General features: G+C 41.5%; 10 protein-coding genes. 8 read left to right on the top strand and 2 right to left on the bottom strand.

Going from position 1 to position 19,285, the window contains the following annotated elements; genetic code table 11:
- The first annotated feature begins 120 nt into the window (after positions 1-120).
- The gene (locus tag PSPO_RS19030; RefSeq protein WP_010558945.1) at positions 121-2,316 is read left to right on the top strand and encodes a fasciclin domain-containing protein; all 2,196 of its coding nucleotides are present in this window, start codon (positions 121-123) and stop codon (positions 2,314-2,316) included.
- Between the two features lie 38 nt (positions 2,317-2,354).
- Here PSPO_RS19030 and PSPO_RS19035 read toward each other — a convergent pair whose 3' ends face one another.
- Together PSPO_RS19035 and PSPO_RS19040 are read right to left on the bottom strand one after the other, a co-directional pair.
- Complete coding sequence (locus PSPO_RS19035) at positions 2,355-6,833, bottom strand: EAL domain-containing protein (protein WP_010558944.1); 4,479 nt, start codon at positions 6,831-6,833, stop codon at positions 2,355-2,357.
- Between the two features lie 507 nt (positions 6,834-7,340).
- Entirely contained in the window at positions 7,341-8,213 is an 873-nt protein-coding gene (locus PSPO_RS19040; protein ID WP_010558943.1) for a patatin-like phospholipase family protein, read from the bottom strand.
- A gap of 132 nt (positions 8,214-8,345) precedes the next feature.
- Here PSPO_RS19040 and PSPO_RS19045 point away from each other — a divergent pair, with 132 nt between their 5' ends.
- From PSPO_RS19045 to PSPO_RS19075, 7 genes are all read left to right on the top strand, one after another.
- Positions 8,346-9,998 (top strand): methyl-accepting chemotaxis protein, encoded by a 1,653-nt coding sequence (locus PSPO_RS19045; protein ID WP_010558942.1) that lies wholly within the window; start codon positions 8,346-8,348, stop codon positions 9,996-9,998.
- 190 nt (positions 9,999-10,188) lie between these two features.
- Positions 10,189-11,391, top strand: a complete 1,203-nt coding sequence (locus PSPO_RS19050; protein WP_010558941.1) for a hypothetical protein — start codon at positions 10,189-10,191, stop codon at positions 11,389-11,391.
- A gap of 451 nt (positions 11,392-11,842) precedes the next feature.
- On the top strand, positions 11,843-14,647 hold the full coding sequence (locus PSPO_RS19055) for a TonB-dependent receptor (RefSeq protein WP_010558940.1): 2,805 nt from the start codon (positions 11,843-11,845) through the stop codon (positions 14,645-14,647).
- Positions 14,648-14,954: 307 nt separating this feature from the next.
- Positions 14,955-16,202 carry a DUF5690 family protein gene (locus PSPO_RS19060; protein WP_233430560.1) on the top strand — a complete coding sequence of 416 codons (1,248 nt, stop codon included), beginning with the start codon at positions 14,955-14,957 and terminating at the stop codon, positions 16,200-16,202.
- Between the two features lie 9 nt (positions 16,203-16,211).
- On the top strand, positions 16,212-17,021 hold the full coding sequence (gene phnX, locus PSPO_RS19065; protein ID WP_010558938.1) for a phosphonoacetaldehyde hydrolase: 810 nt from the start codon (positions 16,212-16,214) through the stop codon (positions 17,019-17,021).
- On the top strand, positions 17,021-18,436 hold the full coding sequence (locus tag PSPO_RS19070; RefSeq protein ID WP_010558937.1) for an FAD-dependent oxidoreductase: 1,416 nt from the start codon (positions 17,021-17,023) through the stop codon (positions 18,434-18,436). The genes phnX and PSPO_RS19070 overlap by 1 nt, the downstream gene beginning before the upstream one ends.
- 81 nt (positions 18,437-18,517) lie before the next feature.
- Positions 18,518-19,204: a UTRA domain-containing protein gene (locus PSPO_RS19075; protein ID WP_010558936.1), complete on the top strand. Its 687-nt coding sequence runs from the start codon at positions 18,518-18,520 to the stop codon at positions 19,202-19,204.
- Positions 19,205-19,285: the final 81 nt, after the last annotated feature.

The following is a 19,285-nucleotide window of genomic DNA, read 5'->3' on the forward strand; positions in this document are numbered from 1 at the left end:
CGTTTAGTTTATTCATTAAAAATGATTAACAAAACCGAAAGCTCACATTAATTTGATCTAGTTAAATTTTTAACCCGTACAAGATCTCGCCAGTTAATTATCAAAAAAAGGATAAACAAGGTGAGAAATTTATTAAAAATAGCACTTTTAGTGTCATCAACGCTTGTAGTAACTGGGTGTAACGACGATGACGACGATCATAAAGTGGAAACGCCAACGACGCCTGTTGCCACACCAACAACAGTGGTCGACGTTGCAGTGAGCGACGGCAACTTTACAACGCTAGTCGCTGCGCTTGAAGCAACGGGTCTTGACGAAACGCTTGCAAATACTGATGCCAATTTTACCGTATTTGCGCCTACCGACGCTGCATTTGCGCTGTTACCTGAGGGCACTGTTGAAGCGCTGTTAGCCGATACAGAGACGCTTTCTAATATCCTCACATACCACGTTATAGCGGACAAAGTCGATGCGGCGACGGCAATATCAAGCGCAGGGTCAAAAGTAACCATGGTTAATGGTGATTCGGTGGGTTTATCGCTCGACGATGATAATTTACTTGTAAACACTGTTACCGTTACGTCTGCCGACATTATGGCCGACAACGGTATAATTCACGTTATTGATGCTGTGCTAATGCCCCCAACAGATAAAGGTATGCCAACGGCAAATATTGTTGAGACCGCAGTTGCAGCAGGTACGTTTAATACGCTTGTTGCGGCTTTACAAGCAACAAATTTAGATGCAGTGCTCGCTGATGAGTCGAAAATGTATACGGTATTTGCACCAACTGATGATGCTTTTGCAATGCTTGGTGAAGAAACCATTAATACATTACTTGCAAATACCGATGTGTTAAGCAGTATTTTGTTGCAGCATGTTGTGATGGGTGAAGTTGACTCTGTTACTGCATTTACCCTAAACGGTATGGAAGCTGAAACAGCTTCTGGTGCTAAATTGCCTGTATCAATCAACTCAGAAACAGATTCACTGATGTTCGGCGGTGCTAAAGTTGTTACCAAAGACATTCACACTACCAACGGAATTATTCACGTAATTGATGCTGTTATTGTGGGTGATGTAAGTGTGCCTGAGCCTGTTGGCAATATTGTTGATGTCGCCTCACAAGCAGGTTCATTCAACACATTATTAATCGCCGCGGCTGCCGCGGATCTTGCTGAAGTACTTGCAGACGAATCTGCAACTTACACCGTTTTTGCACCAACAGATGCTGCATTTGCACAACTTCCTGAAAGTACATTAAATGCCCTACTTGCCGATACAGAAGCGCTAAAAAATGTATTGCTCTACCACGTTATTGCTGATGCGAAAGTAATGTCGGATGGCGCCGTAGCTGTTGCGAATAGCGAAAATAATAAGGTGACTATGGCAAACACTCAAATGGCCGCCTTATCACTTTCAGGCTCTGATTTGTACATAAATGCGTCTAAAGTCTCTGCTGCCAATGTTGAAGCAAGTAATGGCGTAATTCACGTGGTTGACCAAGTCATTTTACCTCCATCAATGAAAGGCGAACCGACTCAGAACATCGTTGAGGTTGCCGTATCCAATCCTGACTTTACAACCCTAGTGACTGCGTTACAAGCTGCAAATTTAGTCGATGCACTCGCTGATGAAACTAAGTCTTACACGGTATTCGCGCCAACTAATGCTGCGTTTGATAAAATCCCAGACGATGCGTTAACAGCATTACTTGCCGACAATACGGCTTTAACAAATGTGTTATTGCAACATGTTGTGGCTGCTGAGATCGATTCTGTTTCTGCGTATGCAGCAAATGGTAAAGCAGTAGACACTCTTGCAAATAATGATGTATCAGTGGATCTAATTAATTACACCGAATCAACTAATTCGGCGTCAGATGAAGTTGCCTATGATGCTGCAGGTCAAATGCTAGTCGGCGGTAATGGCTCTGCCAAAGCAGGTTACACGCTCTATGTGTTCGATAATGACCTCGGTCAAGCTAGTAGTACATGTGTTGATGCATGTGCGGATGCATGGCCGCCAGTAATGGTTACTGATGAGATGGTTGATAATATTCAAGGCTTAAGCGTTATTACACGTGCTGACGGTACCAAGCAAGCCGCGTTTATGGGTCGCCCTTTATACTTCTATGCTCAGGACATGGCACCTGGTGAAAGCAAAGGTGACGGCGTAAATAATCTATGGTGGAAAGTGTCACTGCCTCAGGTGGCACTTCAAGTGCAAGGCGCAAACGTGGTGACAACCGATATTTACACTACCAACGGTGTGATTCATGTGATTGATACCGTAATCACTGAAACCCTAAATTAACACTCCCTTCGTGTTTAAGGGGCTGAAAAGCCCCTTTTTTATGCGTTCTTACAGGCGTTAATTTTACGTGATACGTCGCTTTGGAATTCCTCACTTAAAAACGTAGTTGCCGGTACCGGTTTGGCAAAATAAAACCCTTGTAGGTTATAACAGCCCAAACGTTTTAGCACAGTAACTTGTGTAAGTTCTTCAACACCTTCGGCAATACAGTAACTACCTAAATTTTTCGCTAAATCCGCAATAGTTTGTACGATTGCTTGGTTTGTGCGGCTGGATAACATTTGACGAATAAAACTCTGATCTATCTTAATCACATCAATTGGAAATTGGTTGATATAAGTTAACGACGAATACCCGGTGCCAAAATCATCCAAATACAGTTTAAAACCCGCTTTTTGCAAGCGCTCTAGTTGCTCAAGGGCGTTCACTGTATCTTCAATCAAAATACCTTCGGTAATTTCTAAGCGAATTTGACGTGGCGATACGTTGTTGTCGGCTAAAATAGTGACAAATCGCTCAACCAAGTTAGGCTGGGTAATATGTAGTGCAGATAAGTTAATTGATAGATAGCGGTTCGCATTACTTGCTAACCATGACGCTAACTCTGTTGTCGCTGTTTCAAGCGCTATTTCGGTAATCGCGACAATTTGCCCAATTTGCTCAGCCAACGGAATAAATACTCCCGGTGAAATCATGTCACCGTCTTTAAACCAGCGCAATAGCAACTCAACACCCACTACTTTTTGTGATTGCGTATTAACAATAGGTTGATAGAAGTTAGTAAGCTGACGATTTTGTACTGCGTTAACTAATTCGTTTTCAAGCAACATACGGTTGCGCGCTTCTTTGTTGAGCTGCTCAGTGTAAAAACGGTAACAGTTGCGACCACTGTTTTTTGCGTGGATCATCGCAATGTCTGCTTTTTGTATTAATTCTTCAGTAGTTTCGGCGTCAAATGGGTAAAACGAAATACCGATTGATGAACTAATATTGACTGTATTACCGCCAATTTTATAGGGTTTGGCAAGTTGGCTGTTGAGCTCGTTAGCGTATTGGCTAATTTCTTGTGGCGAAACCACATCATCAAATAGTACTATAAACTCATCGCCACTTTGACGCCCCACACTGTGTTGTTCACCAACAACTGCGGTCATGCGTTTTGCAGCTTCAACCAACAACCGATCGCCAATGCTGTGACCAAGTGAATCATTCACTTGTTTAAAGCGGTCAAGATCAATAAATAGCACCGCGATCACTTTGTTTTGTGCATGCAGCAAGGCTTGTTCGATGCGATCGTTAATTAAACTGCGATTAGCCAATTGTGTTAGGTGGTCGAAATTCGCCATTTGCGTAAGCTTCTTCTCAGCCGCCTTTTGCTGCGTCAAATCCGATACAACTACTACATAGTTACTAACACTCTCGTCACCAATCGCTGAAATTGATAACAATACGTCAATAGTTTCGTTGTCAAACACCCAAGTTTCTTCGCGACGTAAGTGCTCGCCAACCCTAAGCCTAGCTAATTGCTCAATGTAAAATGCTTGACGTTGCTCGTCAAACAACGCCAATAATGTATCTTGGGTCGCGTCTTCCGAATGTGTTGAAAAACGTTTATTAAACGCTTCGTTTGATACAACTAATTTAAATTTGCTGTCCAGAATAATTAGCCACTCGTTCATTTTACGCAGTGCTTCACCGTAGAGCCGAGCTTGGATTTCCTTATTTTTGGTTTCGCTAATATTGGTGTAAGTCCCTGCATAAACGGGGTTTTCTTCATTTTTACTTTCTTTAGAACGCTTACCTAAATCACGATACCATACCCACTCACCGCTTTTTGCACGCATGCGGTACGTCACATCCCACAAATTGGTTTCACCACTTGAAAATGCTCGCCATTTTGCTTCTAAACGAATACGATCTTCAGGATGGATTAGTGACATATGGTCATGAAGAGTGGTAAGCATTTCACGCTCATAACCTAAATCGGAAACAATTCGTTCTTGATCCAACTGCTGGTTATGACTGTTATACACCCACACACCGCTGTTACTTGCTTCAAGTGCTAAACGTGCGCGCTGCTTTGCCGCCATAGATTCATCATGGAGCTGTTGTAGCCTATGTTGCTGTTTAACGCGCTTTATATAGATAAACGTAAAACTACCAAGAAACAGAATAATATAGCCAACAATGGCATATGGTGATGTCCAGGGATTATGCTTGACATAAAATGAAAACGTTTCAGGCTTGCCAAGTTGCCCATCTTTTAACGAGTAGGCTGCGACGTTGAAGGTATAATCACCAGGCAACAAGCGGGTAAACTCAATGTTATTTTTACCGTACTGTTCATAAACGACACTGCTTGGCCCTTGTAAATCGACACGGTACTTAATTTGCTTTTGATTGGCAAAGTCAAAGTTAGAAAAGTGAAATTTCAGGCCAAAATCATCATGTTCAAGCGATAATTGTTGCTCCATTAAACCTGACAAAGTAAGTTTCTCATCACGAGATTTTAGCTCAACATCAAGTAACCTTACCGGTTTGTCGTTTCGGCTTTTTTCAATTTCTTCGGCGTTAAACAAAATAATGCCCGCGGGTGTAGTAAACGCAATACGGCCATCTTTTAATTTATGTGGCGCACTGTAGACCTCATCACTTATCAACCCTTGCTCGTGGGTATACTGATTAAGTGCATCTAAGTCTTTATCATATTTGATTAAGCCACTTTGCGAACTAAACCACAGTGCGCCGTTATCACTTTGCGTGACACTGAATAACCGATTATCCGGCAAACCATCGGCAAAGGTAATTTCTTTTTGTTGTTGGTATTTATCATCAAGGGCCACTATGCCGTGAGCGTTATAAGCAATCCAAATTGTATTATCTGCATCTCGTGTCCAGTCAGATACAAATTTAAAATCGTGTACTTGATAGTTGTCGATCTGATGAATCAAATCAAATGTATCTTCTTGATAGTTATATTGATAAATCGCACCACCAACGCTATAAAGCACGCCAGAATCGTCTACAAAGCTTTTCATAAAGCCAATTGATAAATCTGGATCAAAGTGTTTATCAAGACTGTTAAGAGAAGTGAGAGCATTTTTCTGTGTATCTAAAATAAAATGCCCTTTGTAACTAACAAATATCAAACGATGTTTGTCTAGTGGGTGAACACCGTAAGGATATAGCTCAGTGAATTCTTTATTAACTTCTGCAGATAAGTTGGTCGGCACAATAACTTCTTTTTCAGTGTCAAAAAGTGTCAATCCCTCACTGTGTACCAGCCAAATCTTTCCATCACCTGCGTCAAAAATATACTGAATAAAGTGCTTTCCCCACTTATTTTTGGGGTTCTCATTAACGAAGAAATGTTTAGTTTCTTTTGTTTCAGTATTTAGTTTTGTCAGGCCATTCTCGGTTGCAACCCAAAGCGTACCTGCTTGCAATTCAATAAAGTCGGTTACCGATGAATTAGACAAATCGATACCAGACGCTTTACTGTAACTTGAAAATCGTTGTAAATCAGGGTGCCAGTAATAAACACCCTTTGACTCAGACGCAAGCCAAAGTAGCCCGCTGTCGTCTTGGTAAATGTCTTTAATAGCATCGTTACTGACTAACGGGTGGCGTTTTGAATATTGCGCAAGCAAATTTAACTCAAACGACATTGGATCAAAGCGATACAGTCCTTTTTCAGAGCCAATATAAAATGCATCTGCATTTCTAACCACACCCCAAATATTTAAATCGGGAATAAGCTGCATGGGTTTAGCATCTTTTTCATCGAGTTTAAGTGCAAACAACCCTTCAACCGTGCCAATTAATAAACCTAAACGATGATCCCATGCTAAATATTTTACATTGTTGTTATCATAGGTATCTTGTATGTTAGAGGGTTTATGGTGCGTTAACCCTGCACCACCTGTCTCGATATGATAGACATAAAGGCCTTTCGAAGTACCAAAGTATATGTATTCTCCTTTGTAAAACAGGGTACGAATAAGGTCTTGATTTTCATTCAATGAAAATAAAATTTTCAATTGTTTATCGGCAACACTATACGAAACCAAGTGGCGACCAATTGCTAATATCAAATCGTCCTTAACTTCAATAATGCTCTCAATACTTAAATATTCGTCCTTAGTTTCAACTAATTTACCATCATAAAAACGTGTTGCTTCAAGTGTAAGAGGATCAACGAAATAAGCACCGCTATAATACGTGCTAACAATCAAACTGCCATTTTTTAGCGAATGAAGTGCAATAATGCCATTGTTTGCGAATACATTATCAGGGCCTATGACTCTCTCAAATTCGTACCCATCAAAGCGATTCAAACCATAATCTGTGGCCACCCATAAGTAACCATAGTTATCTTGCAGCGTTTGGTTGACATAGCTTTGTGATAATCCATCTTCAACGGAGTAATTTTTCAGATACCGGCTATATTCCGCAGTAAACGCATTGCTGGATGCAAAGAGTAAGACAAGAACAAAAGAAAAGACTTTATGAAACAAAAAATTAAACCCTAGTCACATGAATCCGTTCAGAATATGAGAAGTAAACCAACGAGCCATCACTGCTGTCGTTTCATTAATACAGTGTAAAACACAATGCATATTCAAAGAAGAAAAAATTGATCTGATTTAAAACAACTTCTTAACATTGCAAAACAAACTTTAAAGCAAAGCCAAACCCGTAACAAGCTGAAATAGCTAATTATTAACGATAAAACACATATTACGAAATAGTCCTTTTGTCGTATCAAGTACTTTAAAGCTAACTTATACTTACCAAGTCCGATCTTGTCCTGACAATATAACTTTATATATGCCTTTCATTTATAATAGCCCGTATTGGCCTAAGTGCGCGTATTTTGGCCATAAAACACAACAAAACATACATATTTAACCTGCACCCAAGTTAACTCCGTTTAAATTATGAAGTTCTTCACCTGTTTTAGTGCTTTTAAATCGCTTACTTTGTGCTACGACAGGCTGCGTTAAGGCCCTCTGGGTTACACATTACTCAATCAGTAAATAGTTATTTTTAAGCGCTTTTATACAGGTACTGTAGCCAAGCGCAATCATCTCAGCGGCCTTATCAAACTCTAATGTGCCACAGGCATTACGGCTAATCTCAACCAGTACATCAGGCGGATATGCCGCTAATTTAGCAGCAGCTAAGTGAGACTGCATGGCATCAAATGCTTTATCAGCTACTTCGTACGCCCCCAGTTTATTCACCTCTTTTTCTTCTTTATCAAATCGCAATGAATCAATAAAGCGTGAAATTGGGGATGTATCATCATGGGTTTCGACTTTTTCGATGGGCTCTGGTGGTGTTGCTTTTTCACTGCCTAAATTAACCGCTATTTTATAATCACTGTCATCATTAAACGTAGGCGCAATCGGCACAGGGTTTAACACACCGCCATCAATTAAAATTCTATTATTGGTTTCAATCGGTGTAAAAAACAAAGGAAGTGAAATCGATGCGCGGATCGCGTCGAATAATGACCCCGAATTTAGCCATACTTCTTTACCGTTTAAAATATCAGACGCAACAGCCGTGTAGCTAATTGGTAACTCGGCAATCGTAATATCCCCTACCATTTTCTTTAAGGTGTTGATTATTTTGTCGCCCTTTACCAACCCATTATTGCCCCACGCTAAATCAAGCAATGACACAATATCGTATTTGTCTATTTCTAAAATCCATTTCTCAAATTCAGGCAACTTACCTGCCGCATAAATACCACCGATTAAAGCACCAATTGAACACCCTGATATGGAACAAATCTCAAAGTTGTGCTGTTCTAGCGCTTTAATTACTCCGATATGCGCAAGCCCACGTGCACCGCCACTGCCTAAAATAAGTGAAATGCGTTTTTTCATCGTATTTATCTAATTTTAATGAATTTTTACCATTAATACATAAGATTACATACCGAAACAATAAGATCAGTTAAACTTATTAGCTGGGTTAAAAATCGATACCGTCACATCAACTCATTTTGGAATAAGCGCATGAATACACTGCTGTCTAACGTCTCAGTTCGTAACAAAATAAATATCATCTCTGGCGCACTGCTATTTGCCTTAATATTGTTTGCGAGTTTTGAGATCTATAAGCTCAATTCAATCAAATCGAGCTTTGAGCAGTACAGCCGTGTCGCGGTTAAGTTAGAAGTGACTACACTCAAAATTAATCGCGATGTAAATTACGTATCGCGCATTAATCGCAGCATTATGCTTGGTGACGATTATCAATCAAACCTTGCTAAAATGCGTGAACGTATCAAGGATATTCAATCGCATTTTTCACAGCTAAATTCATTAGCCCTTAACGACAACACCGAGCAAAAAGAGCTCAAGCAACTGATTGTTAAATCACAATCATCCACCGAAACATTTTTATCAAAAAGTCTTCAGCTGGTTCAAACGCTCTCATCGACATCGACAAAAGCACAACTTGAACAAGCATGGCAAACGTATAAACGTGATTACAGCCCTGTTGCTGCAAAATCTCGCGAAGACTTTGCCGCGCTTAACCGCAAAATGAATCAAGAAAGAGAAGTCATTTTTCAGGCAACGACCAACGATATTGACTCATCGATTTCCGTTAGTATTTATTTTGCTGTGGTTGCTGCTTTAGTTGCGGCAATATTAAGTTGGCTTGTCACAAACAATATTATTGCCCCGCTTAATACGTTGCGAAATTCCATTAATGATATTGCAAAGAGCAACGATTTAACGAAACGCACCCAAGTTAAATCGAACGATGAACTCGGCGTAGTGAGCCATGCATTTGATACGTTAATTGATAATTTCCACGGCACATTACAACAGGTGGTTAACGCCAGTGAACAGGTACATCAGGCGTCTAACATGCTGGCCCAATCAAGCGAAAATACGAGCTCGTTAATAAGCGAACAACGCCAAGAAACCGATATGGTTGCGACTTCAATGAACGAAATGGCGATAACCGCTAACGAAGTCTCTCGCAACGCCGCCGACACAGCGACAGGGGCGATGGATGCAAACACTCAAGCATCCAGCGGACAACACGTTGTTGGGTCAACAGTCACCAGCATCGATAAGCTAGCACAACAAATCGATACGGCTTCACTCTCGGTTGATAAACTATCAAACGATAGCCAAGAAATTGGCCGCGTACTCGATGTTATTCGCGGCATTGCGGAACAAACCAATCTACTTGCGCTAAACGCAGCAATAGAAGCGGCCCGAGCTGGTGAGCAAGGCCGCGGTTTTGCTGTGGTAGCAGATGAAGTGCGCTCGCTTGCATCACGTACCGAAAGTTCAATTCAAGAAATTCATCAAATGATTGAAAGCTTGCAAAATGGCAGTAAAGACGCGGTCGCATTAATGCTGCAAAGTAAGCAACAAGCAGAAGACAGTGTAAACAATGCAACACAGGCAGGTGAAGCACTTGATTTGATCACCACTGCGGTGGCAAAAATAAACGATATGGCGGCGCAAATTGCAACCGCTGCAGAAGAGCAAACCAGTGTTAATGAAGAGATAAATCGCAATGTAGTGAATATTTCTACTATCTCAGACAACACCTCGCAAGAGGCCGCAAACACCAGCAGTGCAAGTACTGAACTCGCCGCACTTGCCAGCGAATTAAAGAACCAAGTATCGCAGTTCAAAGTGTAACGCATTAAAAGTGTAACGCATTAAAAGTGTAACGCGATTAGCTACGCAGCGTATGCCTATAGCGATAAGCATAGGCACACTTGATATCAGTGAATATTGATACTTAAATTAATAACCGAGCCCCAAATTGTATACAGTTTAAATCTCGGTTATTATGTCTGTTATTTCTATCGTTTAAAATGAGTTCGCTATGTCATTAAACTCCCTTGCCGAGCAATACGTAAAGCTTGTACTGGCAATTGGCCTTCATCACCCACATTATGTTGACGCTTACTATGGCCCAAGTGACTGGCAACCCACAACGAAAGAGCCGCTTGAAGCTATTCAACAGCAAGTTACAGAGCTTGTAGATAGCTTAAAAAATACAACATCAAATGAAAGCGAAACACTCAGACATACCTTTTTATTAAAGCAAAGTGAATCAATACTAACCTTTATAAATGTGATTTCGGGCAATGCACCAAAATTCGATGAAGAATCGCTAGCGTTATACGATGCCATTTCACCAAACAAAACAGAATCTGAGTTTGATAACGTCCTCCTAGAGCTTGAAAACCTGGTACCAGGCGACGGTCATTTAAGCGAACGTATGGTGGCATTTAACGCACAATTTGAAATCCCCAAAAACAAACTCGATGACGTATTTAAAGCCGCAGTAGCGCGCTCAAGAGAGATTACCAAACAATTTATTCCCCTCGCAGATAACGAAAATTTTCAGCTGGAATATGTAACTAACCAAATTTGGAGTGGTTATAACTGGTATAAAGGCGATAACTTTAGCCTGATTCAAATGAATACCGACTTCCCGATTTATATTTCACGTGCGGTCGATTTAGCTGCCCATGAAGGCTATCCCGGCCACCATGTGTTTAACTCATTGATGGAAAAACACCTAGTAAACGAAAAAGGTTGGATGGAATATTGTGTTTACCCATTATTTTCCCCTATGTCACTGCTTGCCGAAGGCTCTGCTAACTATGGCATTGAAGTGGTTTTTCCAAAGCCTGAGCGCATGGTATTTGAAAAAGAAGTGCTCTTCGTGCTTGCCGGTCTCGATGCTTCACAAGCTGAGCGCTATTATGAAGTACAAGCGCTAATGCAAAAACTCTCTTATGCTGACAACATGGTTGCTAAACGCTTACTTGATGGCGAAATATCAGAGCAACACGCAATCGAGTTATTAATTAAATACACCTTAGTGAGTAAAGCGCGTGCAACACAGCGCTTAGGGTTTATTAAAGCAAACCGTGCTTATGTGCTTAATTACAACCTCGGCCAAGATATTGTTAAAGCCTACATTGAAAAACATGCCAATATGCAAGATAAAAACTCTGTTTGGCAAGTGTTTGCCGATTTACTAGCAAACCCAAGACCCGCAAGCTTGCTGGTATAGCAAATCTCATAAGGCTTTTTTGCTGTTTCACTTTGCTGTGAGCCTCTTCAACAAATTCCAAATAAGCAGTTACAACCAATACTCTTCGTGACTGCTTTATTTTATATACAATAAAATCAATATATAAATAACCTGAGCTAGGAATAACAAATTACTTTCTAGCAGCTACTTTTACTTATTACTGCGTTAAATTTGTTTGCAATAGACTCGCTATTGACGCACAAATTTGCCTTGTTACTGTTAAAAATTATCAAGCTAGAAGGCTTAAAATAAAAATATATGTATTAAAAATTGTTAGTTAACTTCTTATCCCAAGTTCAGGTTAAATAAAAAACTCAGTCGATTTTCTATTTTTCACACAAGCGTAACCGATTTGTAAAAAACCCTCGTTAGACTGTTTTTCAGTTTCTGGTCTAGACCATAATAATTTTACTAACTGAGAAGCCTTAACATGAAAAATATATCGCGTATTGCCGCCAGTATACTGCTGATAACAAGCCCCCACATTCTTGCCGCCGAAGCAAAACTGACAGGCGTTGTAAAAGATCAACATGCAACACTACCAGGTGCCATGGTGAAAGTAGTTGGTACTAATAACAGTGCCGTTACCGACTTTAATGGCCGTTTTGAACTGCCTAAATTAGCACCGGGTACGTATCAACTGGAAGTTAATTACATGGGTTACCAAACAAAGTTACTGAGCGTTTCTGTTAAAGATGATGAAATGAAAGTACTTGAAACCATTTTCCTCAATGCTAACAACGCCAACAATGAAATTGAAGAAGTGGTTGCGATTGGTCAAATTCAACGTGGCGAAATGGCTGCAGCTAACAGCCAAAAAAATGCCAGCAATATTATCAATGTGATTTCAAGTGATGGCATTGGCAAATTACCAGACCGAAATGCAGCAGAAGCAGTACAGCGTATTCCGGGTATTTCCATTGAACGCGACCAAGGTGAAGGCCGCTTTGTTGCTGTGCGCGGTTTACCATCACAATGGAGCTCAGCATCAATTAATGGCAATCGCTTACCAACCGCTGAAGAAGAAACCACCAGCCGCGCTACCGCATTTGATTTTTTCCCAAGTGAACTTATTGAATTTGTTGAAGTATCAAAAGCCGTCACACCGGATATGGAAGGTGATGCAATTGGTGGTAACGTTAATTTCATCACCAAAAAAGCCCCTGACGAATTTACCTTAAATACCAATATCGCGCTGGGTGCAAATGAACTTGCCGAAGGCACTAACTACTCTGCGAGTGTGCTTTATGGCGACCGTATAGCCGATGACAAACTCGGTTATCTAATTAATGCTACTGCATGGAAACGTGATTGGGCAACGGATAACTTTGAACCTCGTCGCGGGAATGATGGTATTGGTATTCGTCGTTTAGAGCTTAGGGACTATACAGGTACACGCGAAACCTACGGTTTAAATGGCTCTTTAGAGTACACCTTAGATCAGGGTAAAGTCAGTGCAAGCGCAATGTACGGCACCTTAATCGACGATGAAACCCATTACAAACATCGTATGCGTTTTGACAAAGACCGCGTTGAAGTGCAGCATATTCGCAATGAACTTATCACCGAAATGCGTGGCGCTGAACTTGCTGGTGAACATTATTTTGGTTTTGATAAAACACTTTCTTGGTCACTGTCGAGTTACGAAAATGAGTTCCGCTACGGCGATATGCCAAATGGCGAAGACAACAGTTACTTTGTTGTGCGTTTTGACCAAAAGAACGTTGGCTATGTTGGCCTTGAAGACCGTGGTACAGGTAAAAACTATGCCTACAACGAAGTGGACGGCGGCAGTGACCCATGGAATGCCATCAGTAACCACTTGCCAAATGGCTTTCAAATGTCACCGAGCGATACCAAGCTTGCATGGGTAGAGCTCTATAAAGTTTTCGTGAATGAAAAAGACAAAATCGTTTTCAGCAGTGATTTTGACTGGCAACTAGATAACAGCTTATTACTTAAATTCGGTGTGAAGTACCGTGATAAAGAACGCGTTGCCGAATTTGCTGATGAATTTTACGCATGGGATAGTGAGAACTATGGTGATGCGCCTACCCTTGCTGACTTTGCGTTAAGCGACCAACCAGGTCGAAATGATTACTTAAACGAACTCAGCATTGATTACGCAAGCCAGTTCTCTCAAGTGGCTTCCACGGATGCCTTAGCACAGTTTTGGACACAAAACCGTAATAAATTTAAGCTCGATGCCGGTGAATCAGCACTTATTTCAAACGGTGGCGCCCTTGGTCGAAACTTTGATGTAAACGAGCAACACGCCAGTATTTATGGTATGGCAACATGGCAAGCTAATGCACAAATCGAAATACTTGGTGGCCTGCGTTTAACCCAAACCGATACCGAAGTATCGGGCTTTACCTATCTTGCCGATCAAGACAAAGTGGTTGAAAGTAAAGCCGAGAATGATTATCTCTCTGTGCTGCCATCGCTCCATATCACATATAAAATGAGTGATATGACCAATTGGCGTTTAGCACTCACGCGCTCCTTTGCCCGTCCGGATTTTGGCTCATTATCGCCAGGTGCAACTTACCTAGAAGCAGATAACCAACTGTTTTCAGGTAACCCAGAACTGGATCCAACCTATTCAAACAACATTGATGTCATGTTTGAGCATTACTTTGACCGCCTTGGTTTAGTGTCAGCTGGTGTGTTCTATAAAGATATTGAAGATCCTATTTTCCAAAGCAGTTCCATTGGCAGTTACAACGGCCGTGAAGGCGTTAATTTAATTCGCCCAGAAAATGGCGACAACGCATCATTAGTGGGATTAGAACTTGCCTTTAATCGTGATTTTGGTTTTATCGCGCCAAGCCTTGAGAACTTTGGGGTAATGGCAAATGCGACCTTTATGGATTCTGAAATGACCATCCCAGAGCGCGATGACGTTGTTAGCATCCCTCGCCAAGCCGATGAATTATTTAACATTACCCTTTACTACGATAACACCTTCTTTGCTGCGCGTTTAGCTGTGAACCACAAAGGTGAGTACGTTGAAGAGCACGGCAGTGATAAACAAAGTGACAGTTACTACGGTGACTATACCAGCGTTGATTTCACTACTTCGTATCAAATTAATGACGATGCCATGGTTTACCTTGAGCTTAATAACTTAACGAACGAACCCTTAATGTATTACCAAGGTCAGCAAGGTCGCCCATTGCAAGTCGAATATTACGGTATTCGCGGCATGCTCGGCCTTAATTATCGTTTCTAACGAAGTTTTAACGAATGTTCTAACGAACGTTTTTAACGCGAACAAGCTAACAGGGGTAAGGGTGCATCACATGGCAAACTTGACCCCTTTGGTTACACATTAAGTTCACATAACACTATCACAATGGGTTCCCGAAACAATTGCCCTAAATTAACACTGATTTGTTGATAGTACCGAGGTTGCAAAGCACCTGCTTTGCACCCTTTTTCAAACGCAGTCGAGACGTATTATGTTGTTTAAAAATGCTAACTGGTTACAAAAGACACAAGGCCCCGCGTTCGTATTATTCGCAGCCTCCGCAGCCTTTATGACTTATTTTTGTATGTATGCATTTCGAAAGCCATTTGCCGCATCAAGCTATCTTGCATTTGAGCAAGAAAACTGGCTTGTAAGCTTTAAAGTGGCGCTGGTATTAAGCCAAGTATTTGGTTACATGCTAGCAAAATTTATCGGCGTAAAAGTGATTTCCGAAATGCCATCTAAGCAGCGAGCTAACGCCATCATTTTGATGATCTTAGGCGCAGAGCTCTCGCTGGTGTTATTTGCACTATTGCCAATTGGCCTTAACATTATTTGCCTATTTTTTAATGGTTTATCTCTTGGCATGATTTGGGGGGTCGTCTTTAGTTATTTAGAAGGTAGACGCACTACTGAAATCCTCGGTGCCATTTTAAGTATCACCTTTATTTTATCATCCGGTGTTGTGAAAACTGTTGGCCGCTATATTACCAACAACCTAGGCATTTCTGAGTTATGGATGCCTGCCCTAACTGGCCTACTCTTTTTACCCTTATTGCTGCTCAGTGTTGTGTGTTTAAACGCCATTCCAAAACCTGATCAAAGCGATATTGCTGCAAGGCAAAAACGCACACCAATGGATGGCAAAGCGCGGTTTAATTTCTTTAAACAATATTGGTTTGGTATTACAGCGCTCGTTTTAAGCTTTTTACTTTTCACAGGCTTTCGTGACTTTTTAGATAATTTTCAAGCAGAACTGTGGATGGCGTTAGGTTATGGTGAAGAACCAACCATTTTTGCTTACGCAGGCATTCGCATTTCATTTATCGTGCTGATTGCCCTTGCCATGATGGTACTGATTAAAAACAACAAAACCGCGTTTTTAGTCAATCATGGTTTTATCTTATTTGGCACATTGTTACTCGGTGCGAGTACCTATGGCTTTGAATTAGGCATCTTAGATGCTAAAGCCTGGATGGTGTTACTTGGCGCAGGGCTTTATATCGCGTATATCCCCTACAACTGCTTTTTATTCGACCGCATGATTGCCGCCGTGGGCGGTGTTGCCAATGTGGGTTTTCTACTCTATTTAGCTGATTCAGCTGGGTATATCGGCTCGGTCAGTATTTTGCTGTACCGCACTTTTGCCGAACCAGAGTTGTCATGGCTGAGCTACTTTATTGCTACCAGTTACTGGATCTGTGCAGTTGCAAGTGTATTGGTCATCAGCTCCCTTTGCTACTTCAGCATTATTTTATCTAACAAATACACCTCTAAACGAGCACTTAATGCTAAGTCGCTCGCACCAACTCATTAAGGACTATTTATGAAACAAGTAGAAGCGCTTATTCTCGACTGGGCAGGCACCGTTGTTGACTATGGCTCAATCGCACCCACTACCATCTTTGTTGAAGCGTTTAAATCGGCTTATGATTTTGACATCACGCTCGAAGAAGCACGAATTCCAATGGGCATGGGCAAATGGGATCATATCGAATCACTTGGCAAGCTCGACACTGTTAATCGCCGTTGGTGCGAACAGTTTGGTTCGGCAATGACCACCGAGCAAATTGACCATATTTACCAAACCTTTATGCCGCTGCAAAAAGCCAAAGTTGCAGAACGTTCAGCCCCTATCGAAGGCGTGCTACCAGTGATACAACGCTTACAAGCAAAAGGAGTTAAAATCGGTAGCTGTTCAGGCTACCCGCGCGAAGTAATGACCGAACTTGAAATTGCCGCAGCTGAGCACGGCTATCGCCCTGATTACTGTGTGGCAAGTGACGAGTTAACAGCGGGCTCTCGCCCTGGTCCTTGGATGGCATTAGAAAATGTTAACAAGCTGGCAATTAGTTCTGTCAATCACTGTGTAAAAGTTGATGACTCAGTTCCCGGTATTTTGGAAGGGTTAAATGCAGGCATGTGGACAATCGGAGTGGCACTTACGGGCAACGCTGTAGGCAAAAGTGAAGAAGAGTGGCAAGCATTATCAACAAGTGAACAAAGCGATTTATCACGCGAAGCATATACCCAATTATCAAGCGCAGGTGCTCATTTCGTAATTAATAGCTTAGCCGATATTGAACCGGTACTTTTTGAGATTAATGCACGATTAGCAAGAGGCGAACGCCCTTAATGACGTATCAACCCTTTTGGTTTGATCAAGCAATGGCTGAAGAAACAACCTTTGTTTCTTCAGCCAGTATTGATGAAAACCCTTATGACATTGCGATTATTGGTGGCGGATTTACTGGACTTTGGACGGCAATCACTATTAAACAACGCGCGCCAAACACCCGTATTGTGATCCTTGAAAAAGATTTATGTGGCCAAGGGGCTTCGGGTCGCAATGGCGGTGCCATGCTGACGTGGTCAACCAAGTATTTAAGTTTGAAAAAACGCTTTGGTGAGTCACACGCCAAGTGGCTAGTGCAACAATCTGAAAACGCCGTTCATGCAATATCCCAATTTGCAAAAGAACATAATATTGACTGTGATTTACGTGTCGATGGCTGTTATATCAGCGCGTCTAATGCTGCGCAACAAGGTGTGCTTACACCCTGTCTTAATGCCCTTGACGCTGTTTCACTTAATCAATGGCAAGTAGTAAATAAAGAACAGCTGAAACACACGGGCTCAGGTCAGAATCAACACGCGGTCTTTTCACCTCACGCTGGCAGTGTGCAACCAGCTAAACTGGTTCGCGGGCTACGCCGTATTGCCATTGAAATGGGCATAGTGATAAGTGAATCTAGCCGTTATGTTTCCCACGCAAAGATAAACGCACCAAAAAACGAGACTATTAGCGTTTGTTATAGTAATAAAACTCAGTCAATAAAAACCCTTAAAACTGAAAAATTGTTATTTGCCGTCAATGCCTGGTTACCAAGGTTAATGCCGCAATTTTCACGAAATGTTGTGTTGGTATCATCCGATATGGTGATTACTAAGCCGATGACTGAAAAGTTAAAAACACTTAATCTTAACCATGGTGCAGCAGTGATCGATTCGCGTATATTTGTGAATTATTACCGCACAACAATTGACGGCCGTTTAATGCTCGGTAAAGGCGGTAACTATTTTAGTTTTGCCAATCAGGTGAGTGATAAATTCAACGCACCCAGCCAATATCAAGCTGAGCTACAACACTCACTTAATTATTTCTTTGGCGATCATGGCTTTGAAATTGAGCGCACCTGGACAGGTCCATCGGATCGCAGCGTAAGCGGTTTTCCATTTTTCCAAGAGACCGATAAAAATGTGGTGGTTGCAGCAGGTTACTCGGGTAATGGTGTGGTGCAATCGTATTTAGGCGGGCAAATTCTCGCGTCTATGCTATTAAATACGCACGATGAATGGCAAAGGTGTGGCCTTGTAAACCAAAAGCTTGAACGTTTTCCCATCGAGCCCTTTCGCACACTTGGCGCTTATGTCATTCGCAACGGCATCAGGCGAAAAGAGCGCGCGGAAGATAATAATTTAGCACCATCTAAACTCGATAATTTCTTAGCTAAGCTTTCTGGTGCTGCTGCAAAGGCAGATACAAATTAACGCGCGATTCATACGCTTGACATATTTCTTAGGCCTAATAGCATAGGCCTCGTTTTCTGCAGATTTTAAAAGCCGCTTTCTATGTTGCTATATCAAAAAATACAAAAGTATATTCAAACACATATCGCCAGTGGCGAACTTGTTATTGGTGATAAACTGCCATCAGAGCGCACACTGCAAGAACACTTTAATTCTACTCGTATTACTGTGCGTGAAGCATTAAACCGCCTTGAAGCACAAGGCTTAATTTACAGCCAAAAACGTCGCGGCTGGTTTGTTACACCCAATAAACTTAAGTGGCGACCTGCTACTAAGGTTAATTTTTATCAATTAGCGCAAGAGCAAGGCTTTACGCCAAACACCCATGTATTGAGTATCGAGAAACAAGAAAATGTGTCGCTTAACCAGCACTTTAGTGGGAATACGTTATATAAAATCGAGCGTGTTCGCAGCCTTGATGGCCGACCCATTATGTTTGAGCAGATTAACTGCGATGCCAGCCGTTTTGATGATTTAGAATCACAACCGCTCAATGGCTCAATCACCACGATTATGACCTCTCATTATCATGTGGATATTAACAACGAAGAATGCGTAATAAGTGTTACCGTTCTGCCCGATGATGTTGCCAAAAGCCTTGAAAAAAATAGCGGCGCGCCGTGTTTAAAAGTGATTCGTCAGCGTTATGAATCAAGTGGTATTTTAATCGATTACAACATTGAATACTGGCTGCATGATGCCATTGAAATGATAGTGATTGGCCAATAAAAACTAACGCGTAGGGCTGAAGTTTCTTATATTTTTCATTAAATTCTGAGCGCTAACATTTTAACTATGCTGGATTTTTAC

It is taken from the genome of Pseudoalteromonas spongiae UST010723-006, from assembly GCF_000238255.3.
In the GTDB taxonomy this organism is placed as follows: Bacteria; Pseudomonadota; Gammaproteobacteria; order Enterobacterales; family Alteromonadaceae; genus Pseudoalteromonas; species Pseudoalteromonas spongiae.